Source organism: Undibacterium sp. 5I2, from assembly GCF_035019605.1.
GTDB lineage: Bacteria > Pseudomonadota > Gammaproteobacteria > Burkholderiales > Burkholderiaceae_D > Undibacterium.
Map to the genome: position 1 here is coordinate 27,570 of NZ_JASJVS010000026.1, position 12,834 is coordinate 40,403.

Annotated in this window: 14 protein-coding genes and 1 tRNA gene; 9 read left to right on the forward strand and 6 right to left on the reverse strand. The window is 54.4% G+C overall.

The genetic code is table 11. The annotated features are described in order from the left end of the window. The first annotated feature begins 5 nt into the window (after positions 1–5). Positions 6–782: a twin-arginine translocase subunit TatC gene (gene tatC / locus QN359_RS10905; protein WP_322250610.1), complete on the forward strand. Its 777-nt coding sequence runs from the start codon at positions 6–8 to the stop codon at positions 780–782. A 26-nt stretch (positions 783–808) separates the two neighbouring features. Here tatC and QN359_RS10910 read toward each other — a convergent pair whose 3' ends face one another. Beyond that, entirely contained in the window at positions 809–1,477 is a 669-nt protein-coding gene (locus tag QN359_RS10910) for a DUF2461 domain-containing protein (protein WP_322250611.1), read from the reverse strand. A gap of 6 nt (positions 1,478–1,483) precedes the next feature. Next, on the reverse strand, positions 1,484–2,650 hold the full coding sequence (locus QN359_RS10915; protein WP_322250612.1) for a S1C family serine protease: 1,167 nt from the start codon (positions 2,648–2,650) through the stop codon (positions 1,484–1,486). Positions 2,651–2,675: 25 nt separating this feature from the next. Here QN359_RS10915 and QN359_RS10920 point away from each other — a divergent pair, with 25 nt between their 5' ends. Beyond that, complete coding sequence (locus tag QN359_RS10920; RefSeq protein WP_322251068.1) at positions 2,676–3,434, forward strand: Nif3-like dinuclear metal center hexameric protein; 759 nt, start codon at positions 2,676–2,678, stop codon at positions 3,432–3,434. 7 nt (positions 3,435–3,441) lie between these two features. Here the strand turns inward: QN359_RS10920 and mscL are convergent, their stop codons facing one another. Further along, a complete protein-coding gene (gene mscL / locus QN359_RS10925) occupies positions 3,442–3,861 on the reverse strand; it encodes a large conductance mechanosensitive channel protein MscL (RefSeq protein WP_322250613.1) in 420 nt (139 codons plus the stop codon). Positions 3,862–4,164: 303 nt separating this feature from the next. Here mscL and petA point away from each other — a divergent pair, with 303 nt between their 5' ends. The 6 genes from petA (at position 4,165) to QN359_RS10955 (ending at position 8,484) form a co-directional block, all read left to right on the forward strand. Next, positions 4,165–4,779 (forward strand): ubiquinol-cytochrome c reductase iron-sulfur subunit, encoded by a 615-nt coding sequence (gene petA / locus QN359_RS10930; RefSeq protein ID WP_322250614.1) that lies wholly within the window; start codon positions 4,165–4,167, stop codon positions 4,777–4,779. After that, on the forward strand, positions 4,779–6,191 hold the full coding sequence (locus QN359_RS10935) for a cytochrome b (RefSeq protein ID WP_322251069.1): 1,413 nt from the start codon (positions 4,779–4,781) through the stop codon (positions 6,189–6,191). The genes petA and QN359_RS10935 overlap by 1 nt, the downstream gene beginning before the upstream one ends. 25 nt (positions 6,192–6,216) lie before the next feature. Continuing rightward, on the forward strand, positions 6,217–6,981 hold the full coding sequence (locus QN359_RS10940; protein ID WP_322250615.1) for a cytochrome c1: 765 nt from the start codon (positions 6,217–6,219) through the stop codon (positions 6,979–6,981). A 161-nt stretch (positions 6,982–7,142) separates the two neighbouring features. Continuing rightward, positions 7,143–7,754 carry a glutathione S-transferase N-terminal domain-containing protein gene (locus tag QN359_RS10945; protein WP_186913049.1) on the forward strand — a complete coding sequence of 204 codons (612 nt, stop codon included), beginning with the start codon at positions 7,143–7,145 and terminating at the stop codon, positions 7,752–7,754. A 118-nt stretch (positions 7,755–7,872) separates the two neighbouring features. Further along, positions 7,873–8,349: a ClpXP protease specificity-enhancing factor gene (locus tag QN359_RS10950; RefSeq protein WP_322250616.1), complete on the forward strand. Its 477-nt coding sequence runs from the start codon at positions 7,873–7,875 to the stop codon at positions 8,347–8,349. A gap of 59 nt (positions 8,350–8,408) precedes the next feature. Beyond that, positions 8,409–8,484, forward strand: a tRNA-Thr gene (locus tag QN359_RS10955). Between the two features lie 175 nt (positions 8,485–8,659). Here the strand turns inward: QN359_RS10955 and QN359_RS10960 are convergent. After that, entirely contained in the window at positions 8,660–9,001 is a 342-nt protein-coding gene (locus QN359_RS10960) for a hypothetical protein (RefSeq protein ID WP_322250617.1), read from the reverse strand. A gap of 72 nt (positions 9,002–9,073) precedes the next feature. Here QN359_RS10960 and QN359_RS10965 point away from each other — a divergent pair, with 72 nt between their 5' ends. Continuing rightward, positions 9,074–9,301 carry a hypothetical protein gene (locus QN359_RS10965; RefSeq protein WP_322250618.1) on the forward strand — a complete coding sequence of 76 codons (228 nt, stop codon included), beginning with the start codon at positions 9,074–9,076 and terminating at the stop codon, positions 9,299–9,301. Positions 9,302–9,558: 257 nt separating this feature from the next. On the opposite strand, the gene QN359_RS10970 is transcribed toward QN359_RS10965, so the two are convergent. Beyond that, complete coding sequence (locus QN359_RS10970) at positions 9,559–10,590, reverse strand: XdhC family protein (RefSeq protein WP_322250619.1); 1,032 nt, start codon at positions 10,588–10,590, stop codon at positions 9,559–9,561. Between the two features lie 9 nt (positions 10,591–10,599). Continuing rightward, complete coding sequence (locus QN359_RS10975) at positions 10,600–12,831, reverse strand: xanthine dehydrogenase family protein molybdopterin-binding subunit (protein ID WP_322250620.1); 2,232 nt, start codon at positions 12,829–12,831, stop codon at positions 10,600–10,602. Between the last annotated feature and the right edge of the window lie 3 nt (positions 12,832–12,834).

Genomic DNA, 12,834 nt, shown 5'->3' on the forward strand with positions numbered 1-12,834 from the left:
GCGGCATGAGCGACAAGACGGAATCCAGCGCGGAATCCAGCGGTGAGGAAAGCTTCATCTCGCATTTGGTTGAATTACGCGATCGTTTAGTCAAAGCCAGTTATGGCTTGGTCATTGCAACGGTAGCGCTGCTGGCTTGGCCCGGGCCGGCCCGTATCTATGATTTTCTGGCGCAGCCTATGGTTGATTCGCTGCCGGCCGGTGCACAAATGATCGCCACCGGTGTGATCTCGCCATTCATGGTGCCGATGAAAGTGACCATGCTATTGGCTTTCATGCTGGCGCTGCCGTGGGTACTGTACCAAGTGTGGGCCTTCGTGGCACCGGGCTTATACACGCATGAAAAACGCTTGGTTGCGCCGCTGGTGATATCGTCCTCAGCGCTGTTTCTCACCGGTGTGGCATTTTGCTATTTTTTCGTGTTTGGCCGCGTGTTCAAATTCATCAATGCGTTTTCCCCGACCTCGATCCATGTTTCGCCTGATATAGAAAACTATCTCGATTTCATCATGTCGATGTGCCTGGCTTTCGGCGTGACTTTCGAAGTGCCGGTGGTGGTGGTGGTACTGGTACGGATGGGTTTTGTCTCGGTCGAAAAGCTCAAGGCGATACGTTCATATGTGATCGTCGGTGCCTTTGTGATTGCCGCCATCGTCACGCCGCCTGATTTGGTCAGCCAGTTTTCGTTGGCACTGCCGATGTGCCTGCTCTATGAGTTGGGCTTGTTACTGGCACCGTGGTTTACCAAAGCCACGCGCGCACCGACCATCGGCGACGACTGAGGCAGTGCCTCAGTGCCGGCGGTCTGTCAGGCCGCGCGCAGCCACTTCACTAATGGCAGGGCGCTGTGGAAGGCTTGCAGCAGCGTTTGCTGCACGGCCGCGCTGCTCTGCCCTTGGTAAGGGCACTCGGTCCAGACCATGAAATTTTTCAGCTTCAGATACTCGATATGCTTGGCATCGGCGGCAAAGCCTTTGGGTGGGCGCTTGAGCTTGCCTTCTTGCTGTAACTCGCCGAAGACTTGGCGCAGCTTTTTATCTTTCAACAGTTTTTCGAAGCCGCTCTGGTCGGCGAGGATATGCTCGCGGATCGCCTTGAGGCGGTCGGCCGGCGGCATGTATTCGCCGCAGGCAAAGAACAGGCGGCCATGGGCGTCGAGTTGGAAATAATAGGCTGGACCACCACCCTCGCTCGGTTTTTTACGCCCGAACGGCAGGATGGACGAAGAGAAGGTGGTTTTGTAAGGCGATTTGTCGTGGCCGAAGCGGACATCGCGGTTGATGCGAAACATTGCTTTTTTCGGTTCGCAACCGATGATGACCGGGTCGAATTGTTGAATCTCGTGGATCAGTTCGCCTACCATTTCCAAAAATTCGGCACGCAGAATATCGTAGCGCGGTTTGTTCATGACAAACCAGGCACGCTGGTTATTGTCGGCCAATTCAGACAGAAAAGCTTGTAAGTCAATCAGATGCATGGGGTGTCATTCTTCGCGGTGAGTAGGCGGACGTTTGTCGATCAAGACTTCCAGCGTCGCCTGTTGCTGATTCCGTAGTACCGTGAATTTTGCCTTCTTGCCCGGTACCAGCTGGGCCACCAAATTGAGCATGTTGGTGGTGCTGGTCACCGGCTTGCCGTCGATGTTGAGCAGAATGTCGCCTGGCTTTATGCCGGATTTGTCGGCCGGCCCGCCGCGTATCACACCGGCGATGATGGCACCGGACTGTTGCTTAATGCCGAAGCTTTCCGCCAATTCCGGCGTGATGTCTTGTGGCTCGACCCCGATCCAGCCGCGTACCACCTGACCGTGCGCAATGATCGATTCCATTACTTGCTTGACGGTTGACACCGGAGTCGCAAAGCCGATGCCGACCGAGCCGCCGCTTTGTGAATAAATCGCGGTATTGATGCCGAGCAGATTGCCGTTGACATCGACTAAAGCGCCACCGGAATTGCCGGGGTTAATCGCGGCATCGGTTTGTATAAAGTTTTGAAATGCATTTTCGGTCAGATTGTTGCGACCCAAGGCAGAAATAATTCCCATCGTGACGGTTTGACCGACTCCGAAAGGGTTGCCGATGGCCAGCACGACATCGCCGACCTGTATGTCATCGGGATGGCCGAGCGTGACGGCTGGTAATTTCGGCAAATCGATCTTAATCACGGCCAGATCAGTTTCCGGATCGGTACCGATGACGCGTGCCGCGGCGGTGCGGCCGTCGGCTAAGGCGACATCGATTTCATCGGCCGATTCAATCACATGGTTATTGGTCAGAATGTAACCTTGGGGACTGACGATGACACCGGAGCCGAGACTGGATTGGCGCTCGGTAGCGCGATTCTTTTGTTCGCCGAAAAAACGTTGTAGAAATGGGTCGTTGAGCAAAGGGTTGCGGCTGCGTTGGACTTCTTTGGACGTGAAGATATTGACCACGGCCGGCATCGCCGTTTGTGCCGCCAAGCGGTACGAGCTTTGCGCCCCCACGCTGTTGGCCGGGGCTTCGCGCCAACTGGCGCTGTGTGAGAGCGACACATCGTGGGCGCTGCCGTAACGATTACTTAGCCATTCGGGTTTGAGGGTGAGTACAATAAACCAAAGCGCCAGACCAACTGTTACAGTCTGTGCAAACAAGAACCAAAGACGTCGCATAAGGTGAATGATGAGTAGAAATGTTATCGATAGGGAAGCACTTGCAAAATTTCTAAGCACAGAATTACAAGTGACGCGTGTACGTGATTATTGCCCAAATGGCTTGCAGGTGGAAGGGCGCAGCGAAATTCGGCGCATTGTCAGTGGCGTCACCGCCAGCATGGCCTTGCTCGAAGCGGCGCTGCGCTTGCAAGCCGATGCAATCATGGTACACCATGGTTATTTTTGGCGTGGTGAAGATATGCGGGTGATTGGGCAGAAGCAGCGGCGCTTGAAGTTTTTGCTCAGTAATGACATCTCGCTGTACGCCTATCATTTACCACTCGATATGCATGCCAGCCTCGGTAATAATGCGCGTCTTGGTCAAGTCTTGGGTTTGCTGCCAGAGCGACGCTTCGCTGAAGATGACTTGGGTTGGTTGGGCGTGCCGGGGCCAGCTTTGCCGGCGCGCTTAACAGTGGGGCAATTGGCCGAGCACGTCGGCCGGCAGCTCGGCCGTACGCCCTTGCTGATCGGTGATCCCGCTCAATTGGTCAGTCAGGTGGCGTGGTGTACTGGTGCGGCGCAGAATTTGTTCGATGCCGCCATTACTGCCGGTGCCAGCGTGTATTTGAGCGGTGAAATTTCGGAGCCAACCGTACATTTGGCGCGCGAAAGCGGGGTGGCGTATTTAGCTTGTGGACATCATGCTACCGAACGCTATGGAATCGAAGCACTCGGTCAACTGGTGGCCGAGCGCTTTGGAATAGAGCATGAATTTGTCGATATCGACAATCCAGTCTGAAACCGGCTTATTTGTTCAGTGCGTCGCGAATTTCGCGGAGTAAGACGATGTCTTCGGCGATCACTACTGGTGCCGGAACCGGTGCCGGTTGGTTGCTGCGCAACTTGTTGACCAAGCGAACCATTTGGAAAATCACGAAGGCCAGAATGATGAAGTTGACACTGATGGTGATGAAATTACCATATGCCAACACGCCGCCGGCTTTTTTCGCTTCCAGCAATGTCAGATGCGGGTCTTGACCATTGAGTGCCAAATAGTAATTGGAAAAATCGAGCCCGCCAAACAGACGGCCGATCACCGGCATGACGATGTCGCCGACCAGCGAGTCGACGATCTTGCCAAAGGCCCCACCGATGATGACACCGACGGCGAGGTCGACCACGTTGCCTTTGGTCGCAAAGGTTTTGAATTCTTGCATCATGCTCATAGTAAGTCGCTTTCGAAAAGGGTATGCCGTAAAAGAGCCGCTATTGTAAATTGAGAATGACTGGCAATTTGTCAATTATCTTGTCATTTAGGCTCAGGTTTGTGGGTATTAAGCACAATAATAGAGACAGTTCTATGAACTACGTCAAATAGTGACGTATTTCCAAAAATAAAGACCCATTGTTGCTATATCGGGTAGGTTTTGCTTTAAAAGCCTACCCGGCTACTTTATAATTTAATGTTGCTAGAAGTAGTATTGGGTAAAGCTTGGTCGAATTTTGATTTTTGACAGATTGGGGTTGGTATGAGTATTGAGAAGCAGGTCGATTCCGGCCGTCGCGGTTTGCTCGTCGCCACTTGCGCAGCGGGTGGTGTAGCAGGATTGGCAACGGCAGGGGCGCTCGTCAGCACTTTTCAGCCATCTGAGCGTGCCAAAGCAGCAGGGGCACCGGTAGAAGTGGATATTGCAGCCCTCAATCCGGGTGAGATGACGACGGTGGAATGGCGCGGTAAGCCGGTATGGATAATTAAGCGTACGCCGGAAATGATGGCCAGCTTGGCCAAGACCGAAGACAAAGTAGCTGATCCGACTTCGAAAAAACCGTACACCATGGATTTGCCTGAATACTGCGATAAGCAGACCCGTTCGCGCAAAGAACATCCGGAATTGCTCATCACGGTAGGTATTTGTTCGCATCTCGGTTGCTCGCCCAGTGCTAAATTTCAACCCGGCGCACAGGCCTCGCTGCCGGATGATTGGCAAGGCGGCTTTTTGTGCCCCTGCCATGGTTCGACCTTCGATCTGGCAGGCCGCGTCTATAAAAACAAGCCGGCACCGCAAAATCTCGATGTGCCGCGTCACATGTTTATGTCGGATACCAAAATTGTCATCGGTAAAGATGAGAAAGGCGAGGCGTAATCATGGCATTCGTTGAAAAGAAACTTCCGGCCGATGCCCCCGTAGTGGCCAAGGCGCTCAATTGGGTCGACTCGCGCTTCCCGCTGACCAAGCTGTGGAATGACCAATGGGGTCAGTACTACGCACCTAAAAATTTCAACTTCTGGTATATCTTCGGTTCGCTGGCGATGCTGGTGTTGGTGATTCAGATCGTGACCGGTATTTTCCTGGTCATGCATTACAAACCGGATGCGACGCTGGCCTTTGCCTCGGTCGAATACATCATGCGCGATGTGCCTTGGGGTTGGTTAGTGCGCTACATGCACTCGACCGGCGCTTCCGCCTTTTTCATCGTCGTGTACCTGCATATGGCGCGCGCCTTCATGTACGGCTCGTATCGCAAGCCGCGTGAATTGATTTGGCTGTTCGGTTTCGCGATCTTCCTGTGTTTGATGGCCGAAGCGTTTTTCGGTTATTTGCTGCCATGGGGTCAGATGTCATACTGGGGCGCTCAGGTAATCGTCAACTTGTTCGGTGCCATTCCTTTCATCGGCCCTGATTTGTCCTTGTGGATACGCGGTGATTACGTCGTTTCGGACGCCACCTTGAACCGCTTCTTTTCCTTCCATGTCATCGCCATTCCTTTGGTGTTGCTCGGTTTGGTGATGGCGCATTTGATCGCGTTGCATGAAGTCGGTTCGAATAATCCGGATGGCATCGAGATCAAAGATACCTTGGGCCCGGACGGACATCCGCTCGACGGCGTACCTTCGCATCCGTATTACACTTTCCACGACATTTTCGGGGTGACGATATTCCTGACCTTGTTCAGTGCGGCGGTGTTCTTTGCGCCGGAAATGGGCGGGTATTTCCTCGAATACAATAACTTCATCCCGGCCGATTCACTCAAAACGCCGCTGCATATTGCGCCGACTTGGTATTTCACGCCGTTTTACTCGATCTTGCGGGCCACGACTTCGGAATTTTTATTCGTGTTGCAAGCCGGGATCGCTGCGTATGTCGCCTTGATCTACCTGACCACCAAGCTGCCGCAACTGCTGAAAATCGTCATCGCGGTAGCTGGCTTACTGGTTATCGTTGGCATGATACCGGGCGGTTTGGATGCTAAATTCTGGGGTGTGGTCTTGTTCGGTGGTTCGGTGGTGATCTTGGCCTTCCTGCCTTGGCTCGATCTGTCTCCGGTGAGATCGATACGCTACCGCCCTGATTGGCACAAGCCGGTCTACCTGGTATTTGCCATCGTGTTTGTTACCCTCGGTTACCTCGGTGTTGAGCCGCCGTCGCCGACGCGCGAACGGATTTCGCAAGTCTGTGCCGTTATCTACTTCGGCTTTTTCTTGCTCATGCCATGGTGGAGCGCGATGGGAACATTTAAGCCGGTGCCGAAACGTGTTACGTTCACGGCGCATTGAGCCAACCAAGCGAGGAAGAATAAGCATGAAATTACTTAAAAAACTGATCGCTGTCATCGCCTTGTTACCAGCACTGGTGCTGGCTAATGAAGCCGGTTTCCCGCTCGAGCACGCGCCCGATCGTTCGGCCGACATGGCAGCCTTACAGAATGGTGCCAAGTTGTTTGTCAATTACTGTTTGAATTGCCATTCTGCTTCGGCGATGCGCTACAATCGGCTCAAAGACATTGGCCTGACCGATGACCAGATCAAACACAATTTATTGTTTACCGGTGAAAAAGTCGGCGATTTGATGAAAACTACGATGGCAGCGAAAGATGCCAAAGCGTGGTTCGGTGCGGTGCCACCCGATTTATCGGTGATCGCGCGCGCGCGCGCATCGGCGGCTGGTTCCGGGGCCGATTGGTTGTATACTTATCTGCGTAGTTACTACAAAGATGAGTCGCGCCCGACCGGTTGGAATAATATGGTATTCCCGAATGTCGGCATGCCGCATGTATTATGGCAATTGCAAGGGGTTCGCAACGCCAAGTTCGTCGAGGAAAAAGATCCGCATGACGAAAGCAAATCCGTGCATAAGTTTGCTGGTTTTGATACAGTGTCGGCCGGTAGCATGACAGCGGTAGAATATGATAATACAGTGGGCGATTTGGTCGGCTATCTGCAGTGGATGGGGGAACCGGCCCAGGCTACGCGTAAACGTCTCGGCGTGATCGTGGTCTTGTTCATGGCTTTGCTGGCGACATTCGCTTGGCGCCTGAATGCCTCCTACTGGAAGGAAGTGAAGTAATTAAGTAACAGCAATGTTTTCATCTGGTCGGTCGTACTGATCGACACGGTGAAATTTTCTAAGAACGTCCGTTTTTCTCCGTCGTCAACGGACGTGTAATCCCCGGGGTGAGGTGCGCGAAAGTGGCCCCTCGCCCTGATCGTTTTTAAGGAACTATAAAAATGATGGTTCTCTACTCTGGCACAACCTGCCCATTTTCACAGCGTTGCCGCTTGGTTTTGTTTGAAAAAGGCATGGATTTTGAAATCCGCGACGTTGATTTGTTCAACAAGCCGGAAGATATCTCGACCATGAATCCCTACGGTCAGGTGCCTATTCTGGTTGAGCGCGAATTGATTTTGTATGAATCGAATATCATCAATGAATACATCGATGAACGTTTCCCGCACCCGCAACTGATGCCGGCCGATCCTTTGCAGCGCGCGCGCGCGCGTCTGATGTTGTTCAATTTTGAGAAAGAATTGTTCGTCCACGTGCATACGCTGGAAAACGACAAGAACACCAGTTCGGCGAAAGTGCAAGACAAGGCCCGTGCTGAAATTCGTGATCGTTTGACGCAGCTCGCTCCTTTGTTCATCAAGAACAAGTACATGCTCGGCGATGAATTCTCCATGCTTGATGTCGCTGTTGCTCCATTACTCTGGCGTCTCGATCATTACGGTATAGAATTGTCGAAGACTGCTGCGCCGATCATGAAATACGCCGAACGCATTTTCTCGCGTCCGGCCTATATCGAAGCATTGACTCCGTCTGAAAAGGTTATGCGCCGTTAATTCCGGGCGCATGGATTTGATCGGCTTACGTTAAATGCAACAAGGCTGACTCAGGTCAGCCTTGTTGTTTCTAGAATAGCGGCCTATTCTTAATATTCCTTTGTCTGAGTATCTGACTATGCAAGAAACTTCTACCAAGCCGTATTTCATGCGTGCCATTTATGAATGGTGCACCGATAACGGTTACACCCCTTATATGGCGGTGAAAATCAGCGGAGCGACCCAAGTTCCTATGGAATTTGCGCGCAATGGCGAAATTGTCCTCAATATCAGCTTCGGTGCCACCAGTGGCTTGAAGATGGACAATCAAGCCGTGACGTTCAAGGCCAGGTTTGGCGGCGTATCGCGTGACATCCATGTACCGGTCGCCAATGTGCTGGCCGTGTATGCCAGCGAGAACGGGCAGGGCATGGCGTTTGAACTCGATAGCGAGCCATCTGAGGACAGTGCCGTCGCCGTCGCAGCGACGGAAGACAAGCCGCGTCCGACACTCGGTTTGGCAGCCATCAGTTCGGTGCAGAATGCAGGAACGGTGAAGTCACCTGAAAAAGAGCAAAAAAAGTCGGAAAAGCCCTCGCTTAAAATAATTAAATAGCCTATAATCTCGGTCTTCGGATGCACTTAATTCTTTAAGTTTCATTTGAAAAGATTTTCGCCGGCTTAGCTCACTTGGTAGAGCAGTTGACTTGTAATCATCAGGTAGCCAGTTCGATTCCGGCAGCCGGCACCAATATAAAGTAGTAAAAACAAAGGGTTACAGATTTCGGTCTGTAACCCTTTTGTTTTATCATTCGCAATAATTGTATTGTGTAAGCGCTGTGTAACCCGATTCGCTAAAATAGGCGCTCGGTTAAAGCATTCGCACTTTGTTCTGTGCCAAGCGGACAATATCAGCAAGTCGCACCTCAGTCAGGTGCCTGCGAGCAGCCACCTGGACATGCGCAAGGAGATTGCATTGCATCCTCATTGGCAACGGCCAATTCCACTGATTCACCATGAAAGCCAATGACCTCATCATTCCCGCATGCTTTCGGCGGGAACCCAGTATCGTTTTTAACACTGAAAACACCATCATTTCTGGTATTTTCAGTTAACCACGAACGTTGCTGGATTTCTGCCAAAAGCTCGCAGGACGGCGACCATGGCCGACGTACTGAATTTTGCATCGGCATCCCAAATAAGCCCTGCCTAAGCCGATTTGCCACAGCTAAACCTGTGGCAAGAATCGACAGCGACAGTGTCTGCAAACTCTTGCCTCTTTGAGAATGTACTCCTGGCAATCAGGGCATTTTATATGTGTTTCTGGAGAAGGCTCGCGAATGCCTTTGCTCATCGTGTTTGTTGGTGATGTGCTGAAGTCGTTGCCCTTACAAATAGGACAGCGCTTTTTATACAAAGGAATGAGCAGTAAAGTAGCACCCGCGGTGCAAAGAGCCAGAAGAATAGTACCGACACCTATTACTCTTTCTGGTGCCACTTTTCGTTCGCACATGCCGCAAAATTTTGTCGTCGTCATTTTCCTCTATCCAAGCATTTTTGTTGATTAAACTTACTGGAGCACGGAATTCGACCGCAATCTTTGGGATCAGTTTATTTTTTTTGAATAAATCTGCGTTTCCCCTGGAGTCTGGTCTGACACGCATTGGTTTCTTCTGCTTTGGGCTTGAAAACTTGCGTATTTTTTTCAGCGCAAAAATATCTCGCTGTCGTACCGGCGATTAGTTGCGTGGTGAGTCACTGTGGTTGAGCTCGATTCCGTTCGGAACAAGGTCGGTGCGGGAGTGGCAGAGCCGGGCAAGACGTGTCAGAGAGGCGCGCCTATCCCCATCTCCTGCGCTTGCTGTACTTTCCCTGCTGCCACCTGTGTCGGCGGCAACTGCGGCACGCCATTTTTGATCGCCACTACTTGCGCCATGATGGAGAGCGCGATTTCGGCCGGGGTGCGGCTGCCGATATACAGGCCGGCCGGGCCATGCAAGGCTTGCAAGGCTGTTTCCGATAAGTCGAAGTGGGTGCGCAAGCGCTCGTGTCTTTGCGCGCTGTTGCGGCGCGAACCGATGGCACCGACATAAAATGCCTCAGACTGCAGGGCATCGATCAAGGCTAAGTCATCGAGCTTGGGATCGTGGCTTAAGGCGATGATCGCAGTACGGGCGTCCGGCACCAGGCTTTGTATCAAGTCGTCGGGCATTTCGGCGCTGACGGCGACGCCATCCAATTGCCAAGCGGCGCGGTATTCTTCGCGTGGATCGCAAACGATCACTTCGAAGCCCATGGCCAGTGCAAATTGGCACAGGAAGCGCGACAAATCGCTGGCACCAATGACGATGAGACGAATTTGTGGCCCCAGATAGCTGACCAGTTGCTGCTCATCGAGGCGCGGCACGCCACCGCGCACGCCGTGACGCAGGCGGGTGTGACCCGTCTGCAAATCGAGCGTGCGTTCTATGCTCAGGCGTTGTTGGCAAGCGTGCAGCAAGGCCTCGATTTGGCTGTGTGCGGAGAGGGGTTCGAGCACCAATTCGATGGTGCCGCCACACGGCAGGCCGAAGCGCTGTGCCTGCTCGCTGGAAACACCATAGCGCAGCACCGCCGGCAGGCCATTTTGGCAGATTGCCGCGATGCCTGCTTGTTGCATGCGCTCGATCAGATCATCCTCGATACAGCCGCCCGACACCGAGCCGACGGTTGCGCCGCGCTGATTGATCGCCATCAGCGAGCCGGGCGGGCGCGGCGAGGAACCCCATGTGCGCGCCACGGTCACCAACAGCACCGCCAAGCCTTGGACTTGCCAGCTTAGGGCGGTGCGCAGCACGGTGGTATCGAGATCTTCCATCGGCTTGGCTTAGCTGAACTTGAACGGCAGTTCGCGCATGGCTTTACCGGTCAGTGTCGCGATGGCATTGGCAAAGGCCGGTGCCAACGGTGGCAAGCCGGGCTCACCCATGCCGGTCGGCGCATCGGCACTGGGTACGACGTGTACCGCGATGTCCGGCATGTCAGTGATGCGCGGCACGACGTAATCACCGAAATTGCTTTGCTCGACGACGCCGTCTTTGAACGTGATGGCCGCGCCGGGCAGGCACATCGACAAGCCCATCAGCGCGGCACCTTGTACTTGTGCTTCGATGGTGCGCGGGTTGACCGCGAGGTTACAGTGCACGCCGGCAGTCGCGCGATGCAATACCGGTCGGCCGCCTTGGATCGAGGCTTCGACCACGTAGGCCACTACGGTTTGGAAGGATTCATGTACCGCGACGCCCCAAGCGTGGCCTTTGGCCAAGCGTTTCTTGCCGTAGCCGCTATGATCGACCGCCAGTTGCAAGGCGGCACGGTGACGCAAGTGTTTGTCGCCGAACAATTGCATGCGGTAAGCGACCGGATCTTGTTTGGCGCTGCGGGCGATGTCATCGATCAGCGTTTCCATGACGAAGGCAGTGTGGGTCGAGCCGACGCTACGCCACCAGAGTACCGGCACATTGAGTTTCGGATGGTGCACGGTGAGGCGCATCGGTAAATCGTAGGGCTCACGCATACCTTCGACGGCGGTGTTGTCGATGCCGTTTTTGATCATGAAGCCTTCGAGGAAGGTGTCGGCGGCAATCGATTGTCCGACGATGACATGCTCCCATGCCAGTACCTTGCCGTGGGCATCGAGGCCGATACGGGCGTGGTGCAATTGCGCCGGGCGATAATAACCGCCGCGGATATCATCTTCGCGACTCCACAGCGTGCGTATCGGCGCATCAAGACCGGCGCTGCGCGCCGCCTTGGCGACGCCGCAGGCTTCGAAGACGTAGTCGCTGGTGGGAATGGCGCGGCGACCGAAGCCACCGCCGGCCATTTGCACATGGACTTTGACTTGCTCAGGCTTGAGATCGAGCACGCGCGCTGCCGTGACTCCATCGATGCCCGGCATTTGGCTGCCGAGCCAAAGTTCGGCCCCGGCGCTATCAATACGGACGGTGCAATTGAGCGGTTCCATAGGCGCGTGCGCTAAATATGGGAAGTGGAATTCGGCTTCGATGGTGCGGGCCGCACCTTGCAGCGGTGCCATGTCGGCATCGAAGTGGCGCTTGCCCGGTTGTTTGGCCAGTGCCCGGTACTGTGCCAGTTGCGCGACACTATCGACTTTTTCCACCGCCGAGCTATCCCAACTCAGTTTGAGTGCATCGCGGCCCAGCTTGGCGGGCCAGTAGCCATCGGCAATCACGGCGACGCCTTCGGCACCCCGATCCAACGGCACGCGCAGCACGGCTTTGACGCCGGCGATGGCACGCGCGGCCGTGTCGTCGAGGCTGGCAATTTTGGAACCGAACACCGGTGGGCGTAACACCAAGGCCGTCAGTTGGCCGGGTAAATGCATGTCGATGCCATAGTCTTGCTTGCCGCTGCTTTTGGCGACGGCGTCGAGGCGGGTGGTGGGGCGACCGATCAGACGGAAGTCTTTGATGTCTTTGAGTACCACGGTTTCCGGCACGGTTTGCTGCATGGCGGCAGCGGCCAGTTGGCCGTAGCTCAGTTGGCGGCCATCCGGGGCGATGACGGCACCATTTTCAGTGCGCAATTGCGCAACATCAAGGTGCCACTCGCTGGCGGCAGCGGCCAGCAACATCGCGCGCGCGCGGGCACCGAGCTCGCGGTATTGCATGAAGCTGTTTTTAATCGAATTGGACCCGCCCGTGATGTGCATGCCCATCTTCGGGTCGACATAGGCCCCGTCATTGCTGCCGTGACGGCTGTGGACTTTGCTCCAGTCGGCATCGAGTTCTTCGGCCAGTATCATGGGCAGGGCGGTTTGTACGCCTTGGCCGAAATCGAGCCGGTTGATGGTGACGGTCACTGCGCCGTTGGCGGCAATTTCGACGAAGGCCGACGGTTGTTGGGTCGGGCCCAGGGGTTTTTTGTCTGTGCTTTGTGCCAGCGCTAAGCCGGGGAAGGCACCGAGTGCAAAACCGCTGACGGCGGCGAGTTTAAGAAAGTTGCGACGTGACGGGGCGGGCGGGGCGGCCTGATCGCGTGCCAGCAGATGTTGCAGGGCGCGCGGCAGTTCGCTGTAATCGATATGCGGTAACATGGG

Bases quoted from the DNA above. Each gene is read 5' to 3' on its own strand.
- QN359_RS10945 (WP_186913049.1), top strand. From the start codon at position 7,143: ATGATGGTTCTCTACTCTGGCACAACCTGCCCATTTTCACAGCGTTGC.
- tatC (WP_322250610.1), top strand. From the start codon at position 6: ATGAGCGACAAGACGGAATCCAGCGCGGAATCCAGCGGTGAGGAAAGC.
- QN359_RS10910 (WP_322250611.1), bottom strand. From the start codon at position 1,477: ATGCATCTGATTGACTTACAAGCTTTTCTGTCTGAATTGGCCGACAAT.
- QN359_RS10915 (WP_322250612.1), bottom strand. From the start codon at position 2,650: ATGCGACGTCTTTGGTTCTTGTTTGCACAGACTGTAACAGTTGGTCTG.
- QN359_RS10940 (WP_322250615.1), top strand. From the start codon at position 6,217: ATGAAATTACTTAAAAAACTGATCGCTGTCATCGCCTTGTTACCAGCA.
- QN359_RS10975 (WP_322250620.1), bottom strand. From the start codon at position 12,831: ATGTTACCGCATATCGATTACAGCGAACTGCCGCGCGCCCTGCAACAT.
- QN359_RS10970 (WP_322250619.1), bottom strand. From the start codon at position 10,590: ATGGAAGATCTCGATACCACCGTGCTGCGCACCGCCCTAAGCTGGCAA.
- petA (WP_322250614.1), top strand. From the start codon at position 4,165: ATGAGTATTGAGAAGCAGGTCGATTCCGGCCGTCGCGGTTTGCTCGTC.
- mscL (WP_322250613.1), bottom strand. From the start codon at position 3,861: ATGAGCATGATGCAAGAATTCAAAACCTTTGCGACCAAAGGCAACGTG.
- QN359_RS10965 (WP_322250618.1), top strand. From the start codon at position 9,074: ATGCCTTTGCTCATCGTGTTTGTTGGTGATGTGCTGAAGTCGTTGCCC.
- QN359_RS10950 (WP_322250616.1), top strand. From the start codon at position 7,873: ATGCAAGAAACTTCTACCAAGCCGTATTTCATGCGTGCCATTTATGAA.